Consider the following 23,946-nt stretch of genomic DNA (forward strand, 5'->3'; position numbering starts at 1 on the left):
CCCTTTTTTGTTGGTTATATGCCTGTCGATCACATGCAGTCGCGTGGAATGACCTCGTCATAGTTCCGTTCGGCGAAGATCGCTCCCCGTTCATAGGCTTTGACCCAGCCGCGAGCATAGAAATTGTCGCGGTCGCAGCTGAAGCTGATTTCGCAATCGACGCGCGCGTTCCAGTCAGGCCGGGTGAATTCCTCGTGGCACGTCACGGTGGTGGCGCAGCTCGCCGGATCGTCGCCGGAGACACCGTACACCTTGCGGCGCCATGACGTGATCTCGGTGCCGGTATCCTCCAGGATGAAACGCCCGTCATCCGACATCGCGGTCAGTTCGGTGTGTTCTGTCGGCAGATCGGTGGTCAGCGAGCGCAACTGGCGCGCCGGCTCCTTGACCGTCACCGGTCCGGGCTCGGCCCAAAGCGGCTCCGCGAAGGCCACCGGGACCAGTCCCTCCTCGCTGGCCAGCACCGCGAGGTCGAGCCGACAGCCTGACGGATCGAAGGTCAGGATGGTGCGCTCCGGCGACGGCCATGCCATCGGCCAATAGGACGAAGAGATCGCCACGCGCAGCCTGTGACCGGCGGGAATAACCTGCGCCACCGGCTTGAGGGACAGTTCGACCTCTTCGAAGCGGCCCGGCGTCAGCGGCGCCGGGAATTCGTGGCTGTCGCGATGCGTGAGGTTGAGCAGCGCGAAGGTGACGAAGGACGAAGTTCCGTCGGGCGCCAGATCGGTCAGCCGGACGCAGACCTGCGCCTGCGGCTTGTCGGCGGCAACGCGCAGCCTGATCTTCGAGACGCCGGTCAGCGGCAGATCGGTGTCCATCATGGCGCTGTCGAAGCAAAGCGAACCGCCATCGTCGGCGCGCTGGTCGCGCGCACCTTCAGCGGAGATGCGACCCTGGCCGTAAGGGCACCATTCTTGCCCCTGCACGCCCGTCGTCAGCGGCGACGAGATCACCGGCTTGATGCCGCCGGCATCAGGCGCCTCGGCGAGCCTGCCGTCGCCGTTCAGCCAGAAAGTCCGGACGCCGATCTGCTTCGCCGGCCATTGCGGCAGGCCCAGCCACCGCCCCGACCGGAAATCCATATGCGAATGTGGCCTGGCGTAGTCCATCAGGTAGAGCCGCATGTCGGGATCGCTGTCGACACCGTTGTCGATGCCTTTCAGCCAGTGATCGTACCAGCGGAGGCATTCCTGCAGATAGCCGACGGCAGGCCCCGGAACGCCATAGTTCGGCTCCTTATGGCCCCAGGGGCCGCATAGGCCCTTGGCGGGCGCCTCGAGATTTTCGACCAGGTTGAAGATCGTCTGGGTGTAGCCGTCGAGATAGCCGCCGACCGCGAGCACGGCGCATTCGATGGCGGAGAAATCCTCGCAGACAGAACCCTGTTTCCAGAACGCGTCGCGACGCTGGTGCTTCAGCCATTCGGCCGCGTGGTTCTTGTGGTCGTCGAGCCGGCTCTTCCACATTTCGCGCCAGCGATCCTCGCCGACGACGGCGGGATCGGGCGGCAGCGCCGAATAGCCGAACAGCGCTCCGCCCCAGCCGAAATTGTCGTTGATCAGCAGGCCGCCATTGTAGTGGGCGTCGCAGGCGTAGCGGTCGTCGGTGGAGCAGGACGTGACGATCGCCTTCAATTGCGGCGGACGGCGCGCCGCGACCTGCAGGCCGCTGAAGCCGCCCCAGCTGTTGCCGATCATGCCGGCGACGCCGCTGCACCAAGGCTGGGAACACAGGTTGTCGAGGATCTCCAGCGCATCGTCCTGCTCGCGCCGGACGTATTCGTCGTCCAGCAAACCGTCGGAATCGCCCATGCCGGCGATGTCGACGCGGGCGCTGGCGTAACCATGACCGGCAAAGAAAAGATGCATCTCCTCGTCGCCGGTGCGCGTGCCGTCGCGGCGGCGATACGGTATGTATTCGAGGATTACCGGGACGGGGTTTTTCTCGGCGTCTTCCGGCAGAAACAGGCGGGCGGCCAGCTTGCGGCCGTCGCTTAGCGGAATCCAATGGGTTTCGACCGTTCTGACCCCGGAAATGGCGACGCTGGGCATGAGGACTCCGGCTTGGATTAAATGATGATATAATATATTGAATAGCTAATCAATATACCAACGCAGAGGCAATGCAATGGCAAAACGATCCATCAAGGCGATGCGGCGCGACGAGCTGATGGACGCCGCGATCGCCGTCATCTCCGAGGAAGGCATGCCCGGCGCCACGATGGCCGTGATCGCCCGGCGTGCCGGCATGTCGGCAGGATTGGTCAACCACTATTTCGACAGCAAGGAAGAGCTTATCGCGCTCGCCATGCGCAGCCTGTCGAACCTGTTTCGCCAGGACATCATGCGATTGGCGCCTGCCAATCCGACGCCCGCCCAGCGGCTGAGGGCGATTGTCGACGGATCGTTCGCGCCGCGACATCTCGGAGCGCCCAAGCGGGCAGCGATGTGGATGCAATTCATGATCGCCGCTCAGACTGAACCGCGCATCAAGCACCTTTACCACCTGACCGGCGCGCGCTTCGTCTCCAACATCCGCTATGCCGTCAGGAGGCTGGTTCCGGCGGATCAGGTCGACGATATCGTCGACGGCATCGCGGCCCTCATCGATGGCTTCTTCTGGCAGAATGCGGGCGAGTATGAGGAAGAGGACCTGGAACGGGCACGCAGGATCTGCTGGCGCTATGTCTGCCTGCAGATACCCGGCATCGAGGCGTAAGCTCGAACATCTGATCGGTACAAGATCAATCGTTCGTAAAAATCGATCATTGTAACTCGAATAATTCGTTGGAAGGATTGGTTCTGGAATGGCATTCCGGCGGCGAAAGCGCCTGGAGAATTGAATTGTCCTTCCTGCCCGCCACCGCGAACGATCTTCCAAATGGCCTGACCCCGGCCACGACCGGGCGCAAAGGCCCCGCCCTAACTGCTATCTCGGCCGGCATTTTGCCGGGACTGGTGCTCGTGGCGATGATCACCAGCGTCGCCTATTCTGCGCGCGGCTTCTCCGGCCTCACTCTGTTCAGCCCGATGATTCTGGCCGTCGTCGCCGGCATGACTTATTCCAACGTGCTCGGCCTGCCCGCCCATGCCAAGGCCGGCATCGCCTTTTCGCAAAAGCGCCTGCTGCGCTTCGCCATCGTGCTGCTCGGCTTCCAGCTGACGCTCGGCCAGGTGGCGGGCATCGGTCTTGGCGGGGTAGGCATCGTCGCGGCCACGCTCGGCGCCACCTTCCTGTTCACCGTCACGCTCGGCCGGCTGATCGGCGTCGACCGCAAGCTCGCGCAGCTGATCGCCGCCGGCACCTCCATCTGCGGCGCTTCGGCAATCGTCGCCACCAACATCGTCACCGACGCGCGCGACGAGGATGTCACCTATGCCGTTGCCGCGATCACGCTGTTCGGCACCGTCGCCATGCTCGGCTTCCCGCTGCTGGCGCCCGTCCTGGGGCTCGACCAGCACGGGTTCGGTCTCTGGGCGGGAGCCTCGATCCACGAGGTGGCGCAGGTCATCGGCGCCGGCTTCCAGAACGGCACTTTTGCCGGCGAGACGGCGACCGTCGCCAAGCTGACACGCGTCGCGATGCTGGCGCCCATGGTCATCGCGCTCGGCGTCATGGCGCGGCGCGGCAGCACCGACGCTTCCGGCGCAAAGCCGCCGATGCCCTGGTTCGTCGCGGCTTTCGTCGCGGTCGTGGCGGTGAACAGCCTGGTCGATATCCCGGTGCAGATCCATTCGGCGATTGCCCTCGCAGCACAGATCATGCTGACCATGGGGCTCGCCGCCATGGGCCTTCACGCCGACATCTCACAGCTGCGCTCGCGCGGCCTGCGCCCGCTGATGCTTGCCTTCTCGGCCTTCGTCTTCATCGCGGCTTTCAGCCTGACACTGGTGAAGCTCGTCTGAGGCAGGCCGAGACCGGCCTCACCTCTCAGTCCTCGCCATCATCCTCGAACTCGCACGCCGCGACATAGATCGCGGCGAGCTTCTCGATGCCTGCCTGGTCTTCCTTGTCGAAGCGGCCGGGCAGCGGACTGTCAAGGTCGAGCACGCCGAACGCGCCCTCGGCATCGCGCAGAAGCACGACCAGCTCGGACCGCGAATCGGCGTCGCAGGCGATGTGGCCGGGAAAGTCGTTGACGTCCTTGACCAGCATAGACATGTCGAGCTCGATGGCCTTGCCGCAGACGCCCTTGCCGACGGCAATGCGAACGCAGGCCGGCTTACCCTGGAAGGGTCCGAGCACCAGCTCGTCCTCGGAGGCGAGGAAATAGAAGCCGGCCCAGTTGAGGTCGGGCACCATCTGGTAGATCAGCGCCGCCGTGTTGGCCGCATTGGCGATGGAATCGCCCTCGCCTTCCAGCAGCGCTTTCAATTGCGTGGCCAACTCCTTGTAGAAGGCCGGCTTGTTGCTTGTGTCGATTGCCGTTGCCGCGAACATCGCTTGATCTCTCCGTTGCAAGCCGGCCGCGCGGCCAGCTACAGTTCACCTCTCTCTGCCACCAAAACCGCCGCCGGGAAACAGCCTATCTTGACCTCCAACCATTCCGGAACACCAAGGGCGAGGACGATCCGCATCGCAGCCGCTGTCATCCGCGACGACGGCGGCAGGCTGCTTCTGGTGCGCAAACGCGGCACCAGCACCTTCATGCAGGCGGGCGGCAAGATCGAGCCGGGTGAGTTGCCGGCCGCCGCTCTTGCGCGCGAATTGCGCGAGGAGCTGGGCGTTGCCGTCGATCCGGCCACAGCCTTCCATCTCGGCTCCTTCTCGGCGCCAGCCGCCAATGAGCCGGATGCCCGCGTCGAGGCCGAACTGTTCGAACTCTCCATCACCGGCGAGCCGGTCCCGGCGGCCGAGATCGAGGAGATGATCTGGTTGAAGCCGGAACTGGCAAGCGGCATGGAGCTGGCGCCGCTCACCGCCGATATCGTGCTGCCGCGCTACGGCCGCCGGCCATGAGTTCGCGCGGCCAGGCAAAACAGGCGGCGGGCGGCGCCCCTCTCACCTTCGCGGTGCTCGTTTTTCCCGGCTTTCCGATGATGGCTTTCTCTTCCGTCATCGAGCCGCTGCGCGCCGTCAATATTCTCGCCAAGCGCGATTGCTATCGCTGGGTGATCGTCGGCGCCGATCCCGGCACGGTCGAAGCTTCGAACGGCGTCGTCATCCAGCCCGGCTTTTCCGCGGCGGACGCGCCGAAGGTCGACCGCATCGTCGTCTGCTCGGGCGGCGATGCCGACCATGTCGTGGCCGACGAGGCGATGAACTGGATCCGCAAAAGCCTGCGCGGCGGCGCGTATATCGGCGCGGTCGCCGACGCCGCCTTTTTCCTCGCCCGCGCGGGGTTGCTCGACGGGCATGCCTGCACCTTGCACTGGACGAGCCAAGCCGCCTTCACCGAGGCTTTTCCGGATATCGAGCTTCGACGCGATCTCTTCGTCATCGACCGCAAGCGTTTCACTTCGGCCGGCGGCGTCGGCAGCCTCGACATGATGCTGGAAATCATCACGCAGGACTGTGGCGCCGAGATCGCGGCGAGTGTCGCCGAATGGTTCGTGCACTCTCCCTTGCGGTCCAGCGTCGACCGCAAGCTGATGCCGCTCAGGCTGCGCACCGGCGTCCAGAACGAGCTGGTGCTGTCGGCCATCGCCATCATGGAGGATGCGGTCGAGGAAAGGCTTGGCATGGCCGAGCTGGCGGGACGGCTCGGCGTGTCGGCCGACAAGCTCGAGCGCAGTTTCCGCGCCGAGCTGGATACCTCGCCCAATGGCTATTACCGGCGGCTCAGGTTGAAGCGCGCCGCCGATTTGCTGGCGCATTCGACGCTGATGGTGCGCGATGTGGCTTTGGCTTGCGGGTTTGCCTCGATGTCGAGTTTCGCAAGGGCGTTTCGCGAGGAGCATGGGCACGCGCCGAAGGCGATGCGTAGGCATTAGTGCGCCTATCACTATTACGCCGAGTTCCTTCACACCCCCTCTGGCCTGCCGGCCATCTGCCCCGCAAAGGGGAAGATCAGCAGTTCCGCCGACGGCGTTCTTTTTGCAAAGTCTGCGATTGGCGAAAGCGACGGCGACATCCAATCTCTCCCCTTGCGGGGGAGATGTCCGGCAGGACAGAGAGGGGTGCTGTCCCGCCGACATCTCTGCGGCATCTGGCACGACATTTGCGGAATGCCGCACAAGCTCAAAACCCTGCCCGGCTATGTTCGCGAGAACAGGAGACTTTCCCATGAGCATCGTCGTATTCGATCCCGACAGCACCGAGGATGTGGATTTCAAGGACCGCATGCGCCACCCGGCCGCGGCCGACCCTGCCGGCGGCATGTGGCTCTCCGACACCGAACCGTCCTTCATCGACGCCGACGCGCTGCGCAAGGGGCGGCTGGCCAAGCTGCGCGCCTGGATGCGCGAGGTGGGCTATGGCGGCATCGTGCTGTTCGATCCATACAACCAGCGCTACGCCACCGGCTCGCGCAACATGTTCGGCTATTTCCTGCGCAACTCGACCCGCTACTTCTTCATCCCGACCGACGGGTCGATCGTGCTGTTCGAATATCCGCAGAGCTACCATGTCTCGATGGTGCTCGACACGATCGACGAGGCGCGGCCATCGAAGCTGGTCTGGTCGTCGGTCTCGGGCCGCGACGACGAGACGGCCGGACCGTTCGCCGACGAGATCGCCGAGCTGCTGAAGAAGCATGGCGGCGGCTCGATGAAGCTCGGCCTCGACCGCTGCAGCCACCTGCAGGCGCTGGCCTTGGAAAAGCGCGGCTGCGAGGTTCGCGATTGCCAGGGTGAAATCCTGGCGGTGCGCGCGGTGAAGACGCCTGAGGAGGTGAAATGCCTGCTGGCGTCGATGGCGGGCGCAGAAGCCGCGGTGGCGGCGGTGCGCGAGGCGATCAAGCCCGGCGTTTCCGAGAACGAGCTGTTCGCCATCATGTATGGCGAGGTCATCCGCCAGGGCGGCGAGTTCATCGAGACCCGCCTGCTGACGTCGGGACAGCGCACCAATCCGTGGTTCAACGAGGCAAGCGGCCGCAAGATCAGGCCGGGCGAATTGTTGGCGCTCGATACCGACACGATCGGCTGCTACGGCTATTATTCCGACTTCTCGCGTACCTTCCGCTGCGGACCCGGCAAGCCGACACCCTACCAGAAGTCGCTCTACCGCATGGCGCATGACCAGGTGCAGCACAATATCGGCATCGTGAAGCCCGGCATGGCGTTCCGCGAGATCGCCGAGAAGGCGTGGAAGATCCCGGACCGCTTCGTCGACCAGCGCTACACGTCGGTCATGCACGGCGTCGGCATGCATGGCGAGACGCCGTTCATCGCGCATGCGATGGACTATGAGACCTATGGCCGCGACGGCATCATCGTGCCAGGCATGGTGGTGAGTGTGGAAAGCTATATCGGCGAGAAGGGCGGCCGCGAAGGCGTCAAGCTGGAGGACGAGATCCTCATTACCGAGACCGGCACCGAATTGCTCTCGCGTTTTCCATATGAGGACGAGTTTCTTGACAAGTAGCGCCTACGCATCGACAGCAATATCTACATGAAAACGCCCATCTCCATCCGACGCGGCACTGTCGCCACGGTGTTCATCGATCTCCAGGAGGAGCATCGCAAGGACAAACGCTATCTGGTCGAGGGGTTTGCCGACATCCTCGCCAACGTCCAGCGCCTGCAGGAGGCGGCGCGGCGCAATTTCGTGCCGCTCCATCACTGGGCCTACATCGTCGATCTCGCCGCGGCGCGGCCTTTCCACCCGGTGGACGAAAGCGGCAAGTCGGCCTTTTCCGACAAGGACGATCCGCTGACCGCGATCTGCCATGAGGTCGCGCCGCAAAACGGCGAGGCCACGCTGGTCAAGCAGGAAGCCAGCGCCTTCGGCAAGAACGATTTCGGCGACAAGCTCAAGGCGGCCGGCATCGAATGGCTGGTCATCGCCGGCGTCTGGACCGAGGCCTGCATCGACGCCACGGTGAAGGACGCGATAGCGCGTGGTTTTCGCGTGCTGCTGGTCAAGGACGCCTGCGGCAGCGCGAGTGCCGCCATGCACCAGACCGGCATCCTCAACCTTGCCAACCGCCTCTATGGCGGCGCCGTCACCAACACGCTCGACGCCTGCCGGCTGATGGCCGGCGATACGGTCAATGTCTGGCGGGTCGAGGGCTCGGTGTCGTTGCGCTTCACCTTCGAGAACGCGGCGCGGCTCTACGCAGAGCTCTAACCGCAGTGGCCAGCAATCCGACCGATCCGGCGGGCCGCGGCAAATACGCCGACCGGCTCGATCCGGAGCTCTGGGACTATATCGACAAGGTCAACAGCTGGTACCCGCCACAGATCGTCGCTGCCCCAATCGCCGAGCAGCGCGCCGTGTACGACAAAATGTGCGTCGCGTTTCATCAAGGCCATCCGGAAGGCGTTACGACCAGCGATGGCGTCGTCGCCACCGCCGCCCATGCGATCCCGGTCCGACGCTACCGCATGGCAAACGGGATCGCGGCGGCGGTTGTCGTTTATTGTCACGGCGGCGGCTTTGTGCTCGGTGACCTCGACAGCCACGACGATATCTGCGCGGAAATCTGCGCCGGCACCGGTTTCGAGGTGGTCTCGGCCGACTATCGGCTGGCGCCGGAGCATCTCCATCCGGCCTCTTTCGACGATGCTTTTGCCGTGTTCGAATGGGTCGCCGCGACCTGCACGCTGCCGATCGTGCTTTGCGGCGAGAGCGCCGGCGGCAATCTCGCAGCCGCGGTGGCGCAGGGGACGCGGCATCACCCCCGGCATGCGATCGGCCAGGTGCTGATCTATCCCGGCCTGGGAGGAGACGAAAACGGCCGCTCCTATGTCGAGCATGCCGAGGCGCCGCTGCTGACGCTCGCCGACATCGACTTCTATCGGCGTGTCCGGTCCGCGCCTGGACAGTCAGCGGACGACCCAACCTTCTCGCCGCTCAAGGATCGTGACTTTTCAGGCCTGCCGCCGACGATCATCGTCACCGCCGAATGCGATCCGCTGTCGTCGGATGGCGAGGCCTATCGCGAACGGATTGTTGCCGCCGGCGGGCAAGCGTGGTGGCGCGAGGAGAAGCGGCTGGTACACAGTTTTCTTCGGGCACGCCCGACGGTGCCGCGCGCGGCGGAGGCGTTTGGGCGGATTGTTGCGGATATCGACGCGCTCGGACGGGGCGAGTGGCCAGACTAAAGTGTTTCTACAGTATCCAGTTTCTGCACCGCGATAGCGCTTCAACGTCACGGAATGGATTCTAGGGTCTTCGCGACGGAGCTTCGCTCCTGCTCCGCCCTAGAATAACGAAGTCGCGAAAGCGTTCGGCGTCGCTAGTGATCCTTCGTCCGCTTTTGCCCCATGTTCCCCCTTCTTGGCTTCCGACGCCTCGGTCCGGTTGCGCGCCTTCCATTCGGCATAAGGCATGCCGTCGCGTCATGTGGAGGTTGGCGTAAATCGCCCTTCCGTTCGTCATCCACGGGCGGAGCAAGGAGCGAAGCGACGCGCAGACCCGAGGATCCATGCCGTGACATCAGCCGTAAAGTGCAGCGGACCGAGACAACATATCTGATCGCTTGATGATCGCGTCCACGCCCTGCGGAACAGCGCACAAGAACTGCGGAAACCCGACCACTTCGCTACGATAAGCGGACCTATCATCCCTCAGCAGGCAACGGCGCCCCGGCGGTCGCATCCGCCCCCGCGCCTGGCGATCCCGGGGCGCCCAACAACAGAGGGAACGACGATGAAATTCATGCTGACCGACAGAAAACTGCACCCGCGCGCCAAGCCGATCGCCGACGATTTCAAAAAGGGCGCGATCAGCCGGCGCGAATATCTGGCGCTGATGGCCGGCTTTGGCGTCAGCGCCGCCGGCGCGATGGCGCTGGGCGGGATAGCCCCCTCGCCTGCGCGCGCCGCAGAACCGAAAAAGGGCGGCGTGCTGCGTGTGGCGATGAACGTCAAGGGTTTTAAAGACCCGCGCACCTTCGACGGCGTCGAGATGTCGAATGTCGCGCGCCAATGCAACGAATATCTGGTGCGTTGGAAAACCGACTTCTCTTTCGAACCCTGGCTGCTGGAAAGCTGGGAAACTAGCGACGACGCCAAGACGATCACGCTTCACGTGCGCAAGGGCATCACCTGGTCGAACGGCGACATTTTCAACGCCGACGACGTGATCCACAACCTCAACCGCTGGTGCGACGCCTCGGTCGCCGGCAATTCGGTCGCGGCGCGTATGGGCGCGCTGGTCAATGCCGACACCAAGAAGCCGGTTGACGGCGGCATCCAGAAGGTCGACGACTACACCGTCAAGATCAACCTGCCGAAGCCCGACATCTCGCTGATCGCCGGCATGGCCGACTATCCAGCGCTGATCATGCACCGCTCCTATGAGGGCGATGCCGATCCGAAGAAGGCTTTGGCGATCACCACCGGCCCTTGCGAGCTGGTGAGCTGGGATGCCGAGACGGGTGCGGAGGTGAAGCGCAAGGATAAGCCGTGGTGGAAGGGCGAGTTCTATCTCGACGGCATCAAATGGGTCGATTACGGCTCCGATCCCAACGCCATGCTGTCGGCCTTCGAATCCGGCGAGATCGACACCGACCATGAGACCACCTCGGATGCGGTGTCGCAGACCGAGCAGATGGGCTTGCAGAACTCGGAGATCGCGACCGGCTCGACCATCGTCGCGCGCTTCAATGTCTCCAACGCGCCCTATAACGACGTCAAGGTGCGCCGCGCGGCCCAGCTCGCCGTCGACAATGCGGCCGTGCTGAAGCTCGGCCTCGACGGGCGCGGAAAACCCGCCGACAACCACCATGTCGGCCCAATGCATCCGGAATTCGCCGATATCGGCCCAGCCAAGCGCGACGACGATCAGGCGAAGAAGCTGATTTCGGAAGCCGGCAAGGCCGATCACGAATACGAGCTGATCTCGGTCGACATCGAATGGCAAAAGAACACCGCCGACGCGATCGCGGCGCAGATCCGCGAGGCGGGCTTCAAGATCAAGCGCACCGTGCTGCCGGCCGCGACCTTCTGGAACGACTGGAGCAAGTTCCCCTATTCCTGCACCGAGTGGCTCGGCCGCCCGCTCGGCGTGCAGGTGCTGGCGCTGGCCTACAAATCGGGTGGCGCCTGGAACGAAAGCGCCTATTCGAACAAGGAGTTCGACGAGCTTCTCGACAAGGCGCTTGCCACGCCGGACGCCGCCAAGCGCAAGGAGATCATGACCAAGATCGAGACCAATTTGCGCGACTCCGGCGTCATCATCCAGCCCTACTGGCGCTCGGTCTACCGCACCTATCGCAAGGGCGTGCAGGGCTGCGAACAGCATCAGGCGCTCGAGCAGCATTTCGAGAAAGTCTGGCTGGAATCCTGATCCTCCCGGGACCGGACGGCCGGCGCGGTGTTCAAGGCCGTGCCGGCCGTTTGCCGTTTGCCAAGCGATTGCCTTTCAGCTCAGATTGCGCCGGCCGGCTCGCCGGCGCGGAATGCGAGAAATAGCAAGGCATGGATCACTTCGACCTCGGCACCTATCGCCGCCCCATCTCGACAGCCTCGGCCGAGACGCAGCGCTGGTTCGATATCGGGCTGAACTGGTGCTACGGCTTCAACCACGAGGAAGGGATAAAGTGCTTCGAGAAGGCGCTGGGGAGCGATCCAGCTTGCGCCTTCGTGCATTGGGGCATCGCCTATGCCGCCGGGCCTTTCTACAATTTGACCTGGAAGGAACATGGCAAGGCCGAGGCCGACCATGTCGCCAGGCGCTGCTTCGAGCATGTGCGGCTGGCGCAAGCCAATGCGGCGAGCGCGAGCCCTGTCGAGCAGCGGCTGATCGAGGCGCTGGCCGCCCGCTTCCAGCAGCCGCATGGCGTGAGCGCCGCGGAATTCGAGAAATGGGACGACGCCTATGCCGCCGCGATGCGCCAGGTTTATCGCGATTTCCCCGACGACCATGATGTGATGGCGCTGACCGTCGAGGCGCTGATGATGCGCACGGTGCGGCGCCTGTGGAACCTCCGGAACGGTGCGCCGGCGCCGAATTCCGATGTGCTCGAGGCGCTGGATATCTGCGAGCGCTCGATCCGGCTCTCGGACGAGGCAGGCATCGAACCGCACCCGGCGGCACTGCATCTCCACATCCATCTGCTCGAAATGTCGACGCAGCCCGAGCGCGGCATGCGCTCGGCGGAGCGGCTGGGCACGATGTGCCCGGATGCCGGCCATATGAACCACATGCCGGGGCACATCTACGTGCTCTGCGGCGAGTATGAGAAGGCAAAGTTCGCCAGCGAGAAGGCGGTGCGCGCCAACGACCTCTACCTCGCCTATGCCGGCGAGCCGACCTATTACCTGCTCGGCTGCTGCCACGACCTGCACCTGATGATGTTCACCTGCATGTTGCTCGGCCAGTATCGTCCGGCGCTGTGGGCGGCGGACAAGGTGCGCAGCCTGGTGACACGCGATGTCGTCAGCATCCCCGAACGGCCCAAGCTGACGCAGACGGTCGAGGGTTACTACGCCATGAAATCGCATGTGCAGGTGCGCTTCGGGCGCTGGCGCGAGATCATCGACGAGCCGATGAATAGCGAGCCCGACCTTTATGTGGTGACCACTGCGTTGCAGCATTACGCCAAGGGCGTGGCGCATGCGACGCTGCGCGACTTCGGCTCCGCTGAGCGCGAACGCGATTTGTTTAGCCGGCAAATCGAAAGCATTCCGCCCGAACGCCGATTCCTCAGCAACCCGACAAAAGCCTCGCTCGCCGTGGGCGCGGCGCTGCTCGATGGCGAGATCGCCTACCACCAAGGCCGGCATGATGAGGCCTACGAGCATCTGCGTCGCGCGGTCGAGCTCGATGACAATCTCTCCTACACCGAGCCATGGGCCTGGATGCACCCGCCGCGCCACGCGCTGGCCGCGCTTCTGCTCGACCGGGGCCACGCGGACGAGGCCGAACAGGTCTATCGCGACGATCTGGGCTTGAGCGGCGCCGTGCAGCGCTGCACCCAGCATCCGGACAATGTCTGGGCGCTGCATGGGCTGGTCGAATGCCTGAAGCGACGCGATGAGAGAGAAGAGCTGCCGGAGTTGCGGGCGAAGTTAACTGCGGCGGTGGCCAAGGCTGATGTGGCGATCACCTCGTCGTGCTTATGCCGGACGAGCGTGGAGCCGGACCACTGCTGTTGCCACTGAGGCAGGGGGTCAGCGCCCTCGATCGAGCGCAGCGGCGCGGCGTTCCTTACGAGAATATCTCCGCCAGTTCGTCGACGCCGGTGCCTTCCTTGACTCGCCGAAGCTCGACGTAGGCGGTCGTCATGGCGATTGACGCCACTGTCCAAACAATCGCCGAGTCAATGAAGCTTGGAATTGTGCCGATGATCAAGACAGAGGCCGAAGGAACAGCGTTAGCGGCAAATCTAACTCCAAAAGCCATGGCCACCCGCATCAAGAACATCAGCGCCAGGACTATCAGGAACAGGCCGAATATCGGCCAGCGGTATCCTTTGGTTAGGGCACGGCTGCGCGCCATCGAAGCCATCGCTCCAAGTCCTTCGCGCATCGCCACGGGGATAGCCGCCACGGCACTCAACGCCCACACGATACTCGGCACGATCAGCAGCACGAACGCCACTCCGCCGCCGAAAGATGGAAAGAGCAATTCGGCGCCGATCATCGCCTGCTGCGCGAAGAACCACACCAGGTAGATCGTGAAGCCTATGCCGAGCACGCTGGCGGCCCGGCGGAAGGCCGCTCCTACATTGCTGCCGATCGACGGGCGTCGGCCATTGCCGCCGTCCATGACGGCTCCCGATAGCACCGCATGGCCCAGGAAGCCCGGCAGCGCGCCCAGGAGCCCGGCAAATAGCAAGAAGCCCACATAGACCGCAACGGACAGGGGTTCGGCGTCGCCGCCGCCGACCAGATACGCCGCCCTCTCCCGATAAGCGAAGGTCAACAGGCTGCTTAAAACCGACGGCAAACCGAAAAAGAATGCGGCGACCGCCAGCGTGAGGGCAAGATTGCGGCCAATGAAAGAAGGCGTATCGCTGACCACCCTGCCCAGCCGGAATCCTCCGGCTGCGCCAGGACTGCCCGTGCTTTGAAGTCGATCCTTACGGTCTACGAGAAGATCTCCGCCAGTTCGTCGATGCTTGCACCTTCCTTCGCCTGGCGTAGTTCGACATAGCTCACCGCCGTGGCGATCGACAGCACCATCGACACGACGGTCTGCACCAGCGCGGCTCCGATCTCGGCGATGATGCCGCCGAACAGCACGAGAACCAGCAATATCCCCCACTGGATGATCATCGCGATGATGATGAGAATGAGGAACAGACCGAAAAGCGCCCAGCGGCTGCCCTTGATCAGGGCCCGGCTGCGCGACATCGAGCCGAACACGCCCCGCCGCTCCTGGATGAGGACCGGCACCGACATCGACCAGCCGAGCCAGAGGATGATGCCGGGCACGATCAACAGGACAAGGCCGATGCCCGCGCCGAGGCCGACAAGAAGGCCGATGGCCAGCGTCGGCAGCAGAAAGCGGATCGCAATCTGGATACAGTCGCCGAAGGACGGCCGCTTGCCGTTGAGGTCCTCGATGGTCGCCCGCACGAGCGCCGACTGGAGCAGCAGCGCGCATACGAACGAGATCAGCCCGGCGATGATGGTGATATAGGAATTGCGAAACATGGCGCCTGGGTCGGCCATGGCGGCGGGGTCGCGGTGCATCATGGCGTCGATCTGCGGCTGGGTCCACAGCCTGACGAGCAATGCCGGCAGGCCCGCAAATAAAGCCGCCAACCCCACGCAAAGTCCGATGTTTCGGCCAATCACGCCGAAGGTGTTGCTGAACACCCTGCCGATCTCGAACCTGCCGGGTCGTCCCATTGTCGCAGTGGTCATGATAATTTCCCCCGAGTCACCGCCGCAGCCAATCGGTGACTTCAAAGTAAATTTGCCAAGATTGAGGGGTTACGTCCAGTGCGCTTGCAATTGTCATGGCGGATTGCCAGTGTCGGCCCCGAACCGCAGGTTGCAGGGGGAACGAGCGGGTGACAGCCGCAGGGACGGAAGAGGCCGGACGGCTGGCGCAGTTGCACAAGCAGCTGCTGGCCGACGATTCGATCCAGTTCGGGCTGCCGACCTATGTGCGCACCGAACCACCGGAGTGGTTGAGACCGCTGCTGGAATTCCTGGCCAAGTTCGTCCCTTACATGGTCTATATGTTCTGGGGCGCGGTTTTCATCGGCGTCGCGATCATCCTCTTCCTGATCCTCCTTGAAGCGAAGGGTGTCGCCTGGCGGCTGCCCTTGTGGCGCAAGCGCGATGAGGCAGAGGCGAAGGAGGAATGGCGCCCGGATGCCGGTGCGGCCCAGGTCCTGCTCTCAGAGGCCGATGCGCTTGCCGCGCGCGGCGAATATGACGAGGCGGTGCATCTTCTGTTGCGCCGCAGCGTCGCCGACATCGCCACGCGGCTGCCGGACTTCCTGCGCCCATCGCTCACCGCTCGCGATATCGCGGCCGCGGGCTCGATCCCCACCCGGCCCCGCACCGCCTTCAGCGAGATCGCCCGGATCGTCGAGGCAGCCTTGTTTGCCCGCCGACCCGTCGGTGCCGAAGGCTGGCGGCAGGCGCGCGGCGCCTATGAGCGTTTCGCTTTCCAGGATGCCTGGGCATGAGCGAGCAACCAGCCGAGGCAGACGAGGCCCCGTTCAGCCGCAAAACCCTGTTCTGGGGCATTTTCGCCAGTCTGCTGGCGGCAGCCGGGTTTTTCCTGCTGTCCACCTATGCCCCGGATTTCCGAGCGCCCGAAGGCGGCGCCACGCCGCTTTCGAAAGGCGGCACCGGCTATGCCGGGCTTGTGGAATGGCTGAAGCTGACCAACGGACAGGCGCCGCCGATGGAGCGTGGCGAGAAGGACCTTGCGTCCCCGCTGGCATCGACTTTCCTGCTCGTCGTCACCATCGCGCCCGACAGCGATCCGGCCGCGCTCGATCGCCTCATCAAGCTGCGCTCGGGCAAGGACACGCTTTTCGTCCTGCCGAAATGGCGGACGTTTCCCTTGCTGGACCATCAAGGCTGGGAGACAAAGGTGGAGCGGCTGCCCAATGCGGTCGTCAACGACTGGCTCGGCCGCATCGCCAAGGCAAAGCTCGGCGAGGCAAAGAACACACTCTCGCAGATCAATATTGCCGGCCGCATGGTGACCGCGCCGGACGAGCTGCAATGGGTGGCGGATGACCATCCGCTGATCGCGGCGGGCGACGGCAGGGCTATCCTGACCGAGCTCGACAACGAACCCTTCTACATCCTCACCGACCCCGATTTCATCAACAACTTCGCGCTGAACGACGAGCGGATGGCGGTCGCCGCTCTCGACATGATCGCCATGATCGAGCCCGCCAAGGGCGCCGTCATGTTCGACCTGACGCTGCACGGCATCGGCCAGAACTATGACCTCGCCAAGCTTCTGATCGAGCCGCCCTTCCTGGCGTTGACGCTGTCGGTGCTGGTGGCGGCCGCGCTCGCCTTCCTGCATGGGCTCGGCCGGTTCGGGCCGCCACGGGCGGAGGGCCGTGCCATCGCCTTGGGCAAGCGGGCACTGGTCGACACCACGGCGATGCTGTTGAGGCGCGCCGGGCGGCTGCAGGGGCTCGGCGACCGATACGCGGCGCTGGTGCGGCAGCGCGCCGCCGCGCTGCTTGGCGCCCCGCATGGATTGCAGGGCGAAGCGCTCGACCGCTGGCTCGATTCCCGCGACAAGAGCGAGGCGCAGGGCTTCACCCGGCGCTTCACGGCTGCGAACGAATCCAACAATCTGGCCGCAATGCATGAGGCAGCCGAACAGCTGCATGACTGGACGGCAAGGAGGCTCGGTGAACGTCGATGAAGTGAAGGCCCTGGCAAACGCGATCAGGGAAGAAGTCGCGAAAGCGATCACCGGACAGCGCGACACGGTCGACCTGATGCTGACGGCGCTGTTTGCCGGCGGGCATATCCTGCTGGAAGGCCCGCCGGGCACCGCAAAGACGATGACGGCGCGCTGCTTCGCGCAGGCGCTAGGCGTCGCCTATGGGCGTATCCAGTTCACGCCCGACCTGATGCCCGGCGATATCGTCGGCTCCAACATCTACAATTTCCAGACCGGGCAGTTCACGCTGACGCGCGGTCCGATCTTCTGCGATCTGCTGCTAGCCGACGAAATCAACCGCACGCCGCCGAAGACGCAAGCCGCCCTGCTCGAGGCCATGCAGGAGCACGCCGTCACCTTCGACGGCACCACGCATTCGCTCGGCCGGAACTTCATGGTGGTGGCAACGCAGAACCCGATCGAGCATCAGGGCGTCTACCCCCTGCCCGAGGCGCAACTCGACCGCTTCCTGTTCAAGCATCGGGTGAGCTATCCGGATCCCGCGGAAGAGCGCGCCATCATCGTCCATCACGGCGGCGGCTCGGCCTCGCACGACATCGAGCAATACGGCATCAAGACGCGGACCGACCGCAAGACGCTCGAAGCGGCTGTCGCGACGGTCGGCGACGTCACGCTGGTCGACGATGTCGTCGGCTATATCGCGGCCCTTGTTCGCGGCACGCGCGAGAGCCCCGACCTCGAAGTCGGCGCCAGCCCGCGCGCGGGCGCCATGCTGGCGAGGGCCGCGCGCGCCAGGGCGGCGCTCGACGGCCGCAACTACGTCATCCCGGACGACGTCAAGGCTTTGGCCGTGCCTGCGCTGCGCCACCGGGTCGTGCTTTCGCCGGCGGCGCAGATCGACGGGCGGCTGGTCGAGCAGATCGTCTCCGACCTTGTCGACCACACGGAAGCGCCGCGTTGATCTATCCGAGCGGGCGAGCGGTCTGGGCAGCGGCGGCGGGGGCGATCCCCGCCTTCCTGATCGCGCTCGTTTTGCCGCATGTCTGGTATCTCGGCCTGTTGTGGATCTGCGTGCTTCTCGCCTTCCTGGCGGTGGATGCGGCCGCGGGCAGAGGCCGCGCCTCGCTCAATGCCACGCTGACGGCGCCGCCGCAGGTGGGCGTCGGCGGACGCTTCACGCTGCACATCGCAGCCGGCCTCGGCGCAAGGCTGCGGCGCCTGCAGGCGCGTGTCGGGCACGACCAGCGGCTGCAGCCGGTGGCGGGCACCGGCGGCGCGCTGCCAGCCAATGGCGGCACACTCGACCTCGAATTCGAGGCGATCCGCCGCGGCATCGCCAGTTTCGACCGGCTGTGGCTGCGCTGGCAAGGCCCGTTCGGCCTGGTGTGGAACCAGGTCATATTGCCGGTCGACCGCAAGGTTGCGGTGCTGCCCAACGTCAACAGCGCGCGCGACGAGGCGATCACGCTTCTGCAGCGCTCGGCCCTTGCCGACGGCCATGCGCAGAAGCGCGCCGGACAGGGCCGCGAGTTCGAGGCGCTGAAGGACTACCAGCCCGGCATGGGCCGGCGCATGATCGACTGGAAGCGCAGCGCCCGCCACGGCAAGCTTCTGGCGCGGGAATTCCGCATCGAGGAGAACAACAACATCGTTCTGGCCATCGATAGCGGCCGCCTGATGTGCGAGCCGGTCGACGGCGTGCCGAAAGTCGACCGCGCGGTGACGGCCGCCCTTCTGTCGGCCTTCATCGCGCTCAAGGGCGGCGACCTCGTCAGCCTGTTTTCCTTCGACGCGAGGCCGCGCGTCTCCAGCGGCGCGGTGCGCGGCTCGGCGAGCTTCACCATAATCCAGAAGCGCGCCGCCGAGATCGACTATTCGACCGAGGAGACCAATTTTACTCTCGCGCTGACCACGCTTTCGGCCAAACTCGACCGGCGCTCGCTGGTCATCGTCTTCACCGATTTCGTCGACCCGATCAGCGCCGAGCTGATGCTGCGCACCGTCGGCCGGCTGACCGAGCGGCACCTGGTGCTGTTCATGCTGATGAAGGATGTGGAGCTTGAAACGCTCGCCGACATGGCGCCGGCGGCGCCCGAGGATGTCGCCCGCTCCGTCACCGCCGGCGACCTCCTGCGGCAACGGCAGGTGGTGATCGGCAGGCTCAGGCTGCTCGGCGCGCATGTCATCGAGGCCGACCATCAGCGGCTCGGCCCGGCGCTGGTCGAGCGCTATATCCAGCTCAAGGAGGAGAACCTCTTATGACGCCGTCCGCCGGCACCGACGCGGTTCGCCAGTCGCTGGCAAGCTTCCGCCAGGAACGCGAGGCCGACTGGAAAGCGTTCGAGGCACTGCTGGCGCGCGTTGAAAAGCGCGCGCCGCGCGCGCTGTCGGAAGACGAACTGCTATCGCTGCCGCTGCTCTACCGCTCGGCGCTGTCCTCGCTGTCGGTGGCGCGCGCCACCTCGCTCGACAGCGCGCTGATCGCCTATCTCGAGGCGCTCTGCCTGCGCGGCTATTTCTATCTCTACGGCGCGCGGCGGAGCTTGAGAACGCGCATCGGCGACTTCTTCCTGCATGACTGGCCCGCGGCGATCCGCGACCTTTGGCGCGAGGTATGGACATCGGTCGGGTTGACGGTGATCGGCGCGATCGCCGGCTATTGGCTGGTCGCCACCGACAAGCGCTGGTACGACGCCATCATCGCGCCCAGCCTGGCGGGCGGGCGCAATCCGGATTCGTCGGCCGAGACGCTGCGCAGCGTGCTTTACGGCGGTGGCGATCATTTTCTGTCGGGATTTGCCGCCTATCTCTTCACGCACAACACGCAGGTCTCGATCCTGGCCTTCGCGCTGGGGTTCGCCTTCGCCGTGCCGAGCGTGCTGATCATCCTGATGAATGGCTGCATGCTCGGCGCCATTTTCCAGATCTATGCAGCCAAGGGGCTGGGCTTCGAGCTCGGCGGCTGGCTTTCGATCCATGGCACGACGGAACTGTTCGCCATTGCGATTGCGGGTGCCGCCGGCATGCGCATCGGCACCAGCATCGCCTTTCCCGGCGAGCTGACCCGCATGGCCGCCGCCGCCCGGGCCGGACGCGTCGCGGCGACCGCCATGATCGGCGTCACGGTGATGCTGCTTTTTGCCGGGCTGCTCGAAGGCATCGGCCGGCAGACGATCACCAGCGACATCGCCCGCTATTCGATCGGCGGCGGCATGCTGGCCTTGTGGCTCTGTTATTTCTACCTGTTCCGGATGGTGCGGCATGGCGACCGCTAGGACAGCGAAGGTCAAGGACCCGGCAGCGCTGATCCGTCCGCTGGTCACGCCGGAAGGCGTCGACCTCAGGGTCAAGCTGGCCGATGCCGGCACCCGCGCCTCGGGCTTCCTGCTCGACGTGGTGATCATCGTCACTGCGGCCGTGGTCGTCTCGCTGGTGATAATCTTCGGCCTGGCCGGCCTCGGCTTCCAGGACGCGCAGCCGCTTTTCATCGTCTGGGTCATCTTCATCTTCTTCCTGCGCAACGTCTATTTCATCGCCTACGAAGCGGGACGGCGGGCAGCCACGCCAGGCAAGCGCATGGTTGGCATAAGGGTCGCGTCGCGCAGCGGCGCCGGCCTCACGCTCGACCAGGTCATCGCGCGCAACCTGATGCGCGAGATCGAAGTCTTTCTCCCGCTGTCGATCCTCGCCGCCCGCGCCAGCGCCGATGTCGCCGACACGCTGACGACCATCTTCGGGCTTGTCTGGGCGCTGCTGTTCTCGCTGTTCCCGCTGTTCAACCGCGACCGGTTGAGGATCGGCGACCTGCTCGCCGGCACCTGGGTGGTCGAAGCGCCGAAAGTGGCGCTGGTCGAGGATCTTTCGTTGCGCAAGGATCCGGTCGCGGCGCGGTTCCAGTTCAGCCCGGCGCAGCTCGACGCCTACGGCATCGCTGAGCTGCAGAAGCTCGAGGAAGTGCTGCGCCGCGACGATTATTCCGCGCTCAGGGCAGTGGCGGAAACCATCGCCCGCAAGATCGGCGCCAGAGTCGAGCCGATCGATTCAAAGGCTTTTCTCACCGCTTATTATGGCGAGCTTCGCGCGCATCTGGAACGCAAGCTGCTGCTCGGGAACCGCAAGGCGGACAAGTATGCGCGGTAACGAAGCGTCCCCGCCTATCCCACCCACTTCTCATAGTCCGACACCAGCAGATGCAGCGGCGCGACGTCCTCATCGATGTTGGAGAAGCGGCCGATCGGCTCGCGGAAGACGTTGTCCGTGAGATCGTCATTGACCGTCGAGACCTCGCCGATCAGCACATCCTTGCCTTCGGCCCAGAAGGCGTGCCAGACGCCGGGCAGCAGCGTCACGCTCTGGCCTGGATCGAGCTTCAGCAGCCCGCCCGCCGGCAATCTGGTGATGGTGCCGTCGACCGGCACCGAGACTTCGGCCTTCGGGTCGATGCCGCCGTCACGGTCGTGCATGAACAGTTCCAGCACCAGCTTGCCGCCGCCGCGGTTGATGATGTCCTCGGCCTTGATGTTGTGGCGGTGCATGGGCGAGAGCTGGTCCTTGCGCGAGATCATGATCTTCTCGGCATAGAGCATGCCCATGCCGAGCTTCATGTCCTCGTAGCGGCCGTTGCGCACGGTGAACAGGAACAGGCCGAGCTCGTCGAACTTCTCCTGGCCGTAATCGGTGATGTCCCAGCCGAGGCGCGAGGTGAAGACGGCGGAGGAGTCGGCCTTGTGCGCCTTCATCTCTTCGGGCGACCAATAGGCGAACGGCGGCATGATATAGCCGAAGGAGCGGATGAAGGCGTCGGCTTCGCGGATGATGTCGTTGATCTTGGAGCGCTTCATGGTTCCGTTCCTTCCGGCCGCTGCCTGCTGAAATCTGTCCCTCCGAATAGCCCAATGCCGGTCCGCTGTCGACGCAAACCGGCGGCTCTGGACCGTGACATCCGCCCGGATCGGGGCCATAAACCCAGTCGGTTTTTTGAAACGCATGTCCTTGTGCCGGAATCGGCAGGCATGCTTTGGACGGTGATCCCATGCCAAGCATAGACGACCTCGACACGCCGGCGATCCTGATCGATGCGGCCCGCGCCGAAGCCAACATCAAGAAGGCGCAGGCACATGCCGACGCGCATGGGTTGAAGCTCAGGCCGCACATCAAGACGCACAAGCTGCCCTACTGGGCAAAGAAGCAGGTCGCCGCCGGCGCCGTCGGCATCACCTGCCAGAAGATCGGCGAGGCCGAGGTGATGGCCGATGCCGGGCTGACCGACATTTTTCTCCCCTACAACATCCTTGGCCGCGCCAAGCTGGAGCGGCTGAAGGCGCTGCACGGGCGCGTCACGCTATCGGTGACGGCGGACAGCTATGAGACGCTGGAAGGGCTGGCCGCCACCTTCACCGACGCCGGCCATCCGCTGCAGGTGTTGATCGAGTGCGACACCGGCATGGGCCGCTGCGGCGTGCAGAGCGCGGACGAAGCGCTGGCGCTGGCGAAAGTGATCGACAAAGCCAAGGGTCTCGCCTTCGGCGGATTGATGACCTATCCGGCGGCGGGGCGCGCCGCCGAAGCGGACGCCTGGCTGAAGACCGCGCGCGGCGCGCTTGCGGCGGCGGGGCTCGAATGCGAACGCGTCTCCAGCGGCGGCACGCCAGACATGTGGCGCTCCGGCGAGGACAGCATCGTCACCGAATACCGGCCCGGTACCTATATCTATCTCGACCGCTACCAGGTCGCCAAAGGCGTCGGCACGCTGGACGACTGCGCGCTGACGGTGCTCGCCACGGTGGTCAGCCACCCGACGGCGACCCGCGCCATCCTCGACAGCGGCAGCAAGGCGCTGTCCTCCGATACGCTCGGCCTGCCGGAGTTCGGCGAGTTGCTCGGCGTGCCCGGTGCGCGGGTCACGGGCTTGAGCGAAGAGCACGGCAACGTCACGCTTGCCGACGGCGCCAAGCTGCGCATCGGCGAGCGCGTACGCGTCGTGCCCGATCATTGCTGCGTGGTGACGAATTTGTTCGACCAGGTGCATCTGATCGAAGGCGACAAGGTGCTGGAAACGCTGCCGGTGGCGGCAAGGGGGCGGATGGGGTGAGCAGCGCATTTCCCTTCTCCCCTTCTTGTGGGAGAAGGCTAAACCCGCTCCGCCTGCCGTGCCGCAACCCGGCGCATCGCCGTCACCCGGCGCCGGAAAATCTCCGTGCGCATCGCCATCAGGTGCAGCGCGAAGAACAGCAACGTGAAGCCCAGCGCCATCACGGCCAGCGGCCACAGCATCGATGGGTCGATGGTCGGGCCGCCGAGGCGGAAGACCGAGGCCGGCTGGTGCAGCGTGTTCCACCAGTCGACCGAGAATTTGATGATCGGGATGTTGATGAAGCCGACCAGCGTGATGATGGCGGCGGCCCAGGCGGCGCGGCCGGCATCGTCCAGCGCGCGGGTCAGCGCGATGATGCCGAGATACATCAGGAATAGCACGAAGACCGAGGTCAGCCGGGCGTCCCATACCCACCAGGTGCCCCACATCGGCTTGCCCCAGATGGAGCCGGTGATCAGCGCCAGCGCCGTGAAGGTGGCGCCGATCGGGGCCGCCGATTTCAGCGCCACATCGGCCAGAGGATGGCGCCAGACCAGCGTGCCGAGCGCCGCGATCGCCATGATCGTGTAGCACATCATGGCGAGCCAGGCGAAAGGCACGTGGATATACATGATGCGCACCGTGATGCCCTGCTGGAAATCCTCCGGCGCGGTGAAGCTCATATAGAGGCCGACGCCAAGCAGGATCGCCGCAACGAGCGCCAGCCATGGAATGACCTTGTCGGCCAGCCCGACGAAACGCGTCGGGTTGGCGAGATCGGCCCAGGCGCTCAAGCGTGAGGTGGTGTCGCTCATGCCGACCTAAATAGACCGGCAGTGTGCCGGGGGCAATTCCCCTTCTCCCCTTGTGGGGTGAGCAGCCGGTTCGCGTAGCGAATTCATCGTGCCAGTGGCACGATGAAAGGCCGGCGAACGCCGGGACGCTGCGGAGCAGCGGGGACTCGGCCGGGGTGGATCGGC

22 protein-coding genes are annotated in these 23,946 nt (G+C 64.8%); 16 read left to right on the top strand and 6 right to left on the bottom strand.

The window, feature by feature from the left end:
- Positions 1–29: 29 nt before the first annotated feature.
- The gene (locus LB572_RS31835; RefSeq protein WP_224670579.1) at positions 30–2,054 is read right to left on the bottom strand and encodes a CocE/NonD family hydrolase; all 2,025 of its coding nucleotides are present in this window, start codon (positions 2,052–2,054) and stop codon (positions 30–32) included.
- A gap of 76 nt (positions 2,055–2,130) precedes the next feature.
- Between LB572_RS31835 and betI the strand changes: the two genes are divergently transcribed.
- Together betI and LB572_RS31845 are read left to right on the top strand one after the other, a co-directional pair.
- Entirely contained in the window at positions 2,131–2,721 is a 591-nt protein-coding gene (gene betI / locus LB572_RS31840) for a transcriptional regulator BetI (RefSeq protein WP_140801298.1), read from the top strand.
- 125 nt (positions 2,722–2,846) lie between these two features.
- Positions 2,847–3,908 carry a YeiH family protein gene (locus tag LB572_RS31845; protein ID WP_412033614.1) on the top strand — a complete coding sequence of 354 codons (1,062 nt, stop codon included), beginning with the start codon at positions 2,847–2,849 and terminating at the stop codon, positions 3,906–3,908.
- A 25-nt stretch (positions 3,909–3,933) separates the two neighbouring features.
- Here the strand turns inward: LB572_RS31845 and LB572_RS31850 are convergent, their stop codons facing one another.
- Positions 3,934–4,443 (bottom strand): GAF domain-containing protein, encoded by a 510-nt coding sequence (locus LB572_RS31850; protein ID WP_140801297.1) that lies wholly within the window; start codon positions 4,441–4,443, stop codon positions 3,934–3,936.
- 90 nt (positions 4,444–4,533) lie between these two features.
- Here LB572_RS31850 and LB572_RS31855 point away from each other — a divergent pair, with 90 nt between their 5' ends.
- The 7 genes from LB572_RS31855 to LB572_RS31885 all read left to right on the top strand — a co-directional run bounded on the left by LB572_RS31855 (position 4,534) and on the right by LB572_RS31885 (position 13,214).
- A complete protein-coding gene (locus tag LB572_RS31855) occupies positions 4,534–4,962 on the top strand; it encodes an NUDIX hydrolase (protein WP_224670580.1) in 429 nt (142 codons plus the stop codon).
- The gene (locus LB572_RS31860) at positions 4,959–5,936 is read left to right on the top strand and encodes a GlxA family transcriptional regulator (protein WP_224670581.1); all 978 of its coding nucleotides are present in this window, start codon (positions 4,959–4,961) and stop codon (positions 5,934–5,936) included. Before LB572_RS31855 ends, LB572_RS31860 begins: the two co-directional genes overlap by 4 nt.
- A gap of 292 nt (positions 5,937–6,228) precedes the next feature.
- Positions 6,229–7,527: a M24 family metallopeptidase gene (locus LB572_RS31865; RefSeq protein WP_224670582.1), complete on the top strand. Its 1,299-nt coding sequence runs from the start codon at positions 6,229–6,231 to the stop codon at positions 7,525–7,527.
- Positions 7,528–7,554: 27 nt separating this feature from the next.
- Positions 7,555–8,232: an isochorismatase family protein gene (locus tag LB572_RS31870; protein WP_224670583.1), complete on the top strand. Its 678-nt coding sequence runs from the start codon at positions 7,555–7,557 to the stop codon at positions 8,230–8,232.
- A 5-nt stretch (positions 8,233–8,237) separates the two neighbouring features.
- Positions 8,238–9,209 (top strand): alpha/beta hydrolase, encoded by a 972-nt coding sequence (locus LB572_RS31875; protein ID WP_224670584.1) that lies wholly within the window; start codon positions 8,238–8,240, stop codon positions 9,207–9,209.
- A gap of 547 nt (positions 9,210–9,756) precedes the next feature.
- The gene (locus tag LB572_RS31880; RefSeq protein WP_224670585.1) at positions 9,757–11,397 is read left to right on the top strand and encodes an ABC transporter substrate-binding protein; all 1,641 of its coding nucleotides are present in this window, start codon (positions 9,757–9,759) and stop codon (positions 11,395–11,397) included.
- Positions 11,398–11,528: 131 nt separating this feature from the next.
- A complete protein-coding gene (locus LB572_RS31885; RefSeq protein WP_224670586.1) occupies positions 11,529–13,214 on the top strand; it encodes a tetratricopeptide repeat protein in 1,686 nt (561 codons plus the stop codon).
- A 46-nt stretch (positions 13,215–13,260) separates the two neighbouring features.
- Here LB572_RS31885 and LB572_RS31890 read toward each other — a convergent pair whose 3' ends face one another.
- A complete protein-coding gene (locus LB572_RS31890) occupies positions 13,261–14,076 on the bottom strand; it encodes a hypothetical protein (protein ID WP_224670587.1) in 816 nt (271 codons plus the stop codon).
- A 65-nt stretch (positions 14,077–14,141) separates the two neighbouring features.
- Positions 14,142–14,924 carry a hypothetical protein gene (locus tag LB572_RS31895; RefSeq protein ID WP_224670588.1) on the bottom strand — a complete coding sequence of 261 codons (783 nt, stop codon included), beginning with the start codon at positions 14,922–14,924 and terminating at the stop codon, positions 14,142–14,144.
- Between the two features lie 149 nt (positions 14,925–15,073).
- Between LB572_RS31895 and LB572_RS31900 the strand changes: the two genes are divergently transcribed.
- Genes LB572_RS31900 through LB572_RS31925 form a run of 6 tightly spaced genes read left to right on the top strand, consistent with a single transcriptional unit; the run spans position 15,074 to position 21,033 of the window.
- The gene (locus LB572_RS31900; protein WP_224670589.1) at positions 15,074–15,700 is read left to right on the top strand and encodes a DUF4129 domain-containing protein; all 627 of its coding nucleotides are present in this window, start codon (positions 15,074–15,076) and stop codon (positions 15,698–15,700) included.
- Complete coding sequence (locus LB572_RS31905; RefSeq protein ID WP_224670590.1) at positions 15,697–16,911, top strand: DUF4350 domain-containing protein; 1,215 nt, start codon at positions 15,697–15,699, stop codon at positions 16,909–16,911. The genes LB572_RS31900 and LB572_RS31905 overlap by 4 nt, the downstream gene beginning before the upstream one ends.
- Positions 16,898–17,854, top strand: a complete 957-nt coding sequence (locus LB572_RS31910; RefSeq protein WP_224670591.1) for an AAA family ATPase — start codon at positions 16,898–16,900, stop codon at positions 17,852–17,854. Before LB572_RS31905 ends, LB572_RS31910 begins: the two co-directional genes overlap by 14 nt.
- Entirely contained in the window at positions 17,851–19,155 is a 1,305-nt protein-coding gene (locus LB572_RS31915) for a DUF58 domain-containing protein (protein WP_224670592.1), read from the top strand. Before LB572_RS31910 ends, LB572_RS31915 begins: the two co-directional genes overlap by 4 nt.
- Positions 19,152–20,168: a stage II sporulation protein M gene (locus tag LB572_RS31920; RefSeq protein ID WP_224670593.1), complete on the top strand. Its 1,017-nt coding sequence runs from the start codon at positions 19,152–19,154 to the stop codon at positions 20,166–20,168. Before LB572_RS31915 ends, LB572_RS31920 begins: the two co-directional genes overlap by 4 nt.
- Positions 20,155–21,033, top strand: coding sequence for an RDD family protein (locus tag LB572_RS31925; protein ID WP_224670594.1), 879 nt, complete (start codon positions 20,155–20,157; stop codon positions 21,031–21,033). Before LB572_RS31920 ends, LB572_RS31925 begins: the two co-directional genes overlap by 14 nt.
- Positions 21,034–21,047: 14 nt before the next feature.
- Here the strand turns inward: LB572_RS31925 and LB572_RS31930 are convergent, their stop codons facing one another.
- A complete protein-coding gene (locus LB572_RS31930; protein ID WP_140801282.1) occupies positions 21,048–21,734 on the bottom strand; it encodes a D-lyxose/D-mannose family sugar isomerase in 687 nt (228 codons plus the stop codon).
- Between the two features lie 191 nt (positions 21,735–21,925).
- Between LB572_RS31930 and LB572_RS31935 the strand changes: the two genes are divergently transcribed.
- Positions 21,926–22,984, top strand: a complete 1,059-nt coding sequence (locus LB572_RS31935) for a D-TA family PLP-dependent enzyme (RefSeq protein ID WP_224670595.1) — start codon at positions 21,926–21,928, stop codon at positions 22,982–22,984.
- Positions 22,985–23,022: 38 nt separating this feature from the next.
- Here LB572_RS31935 and LB572_RS31940 read toward each other — a convergent pair whose 3' ends face one another.
- Positions 23,023–23,781 carry a heme ABC transporter permease gene (locus LB572_RS31940; protein ID WP_224670596.1) on the bottom strand — a complete coding sequence of 253 codons (759 nt, stop codon included), beginning with the start codon at positions 23,779–23,781 and terminating at the stop codon, positions 23,023–23,025.
- Positions 23,782–23,946 lie beyond the last annotated feature (165 nt).

The organism is Mesorhizobium sp. BH1-1-5 (assembly GCF_020165615.1).
GTDB lineage: Bacteria > Pseudomonadota > Alphaproteobacteria > Rhizobiales > Rhizobiaceae > Mesorhizobium.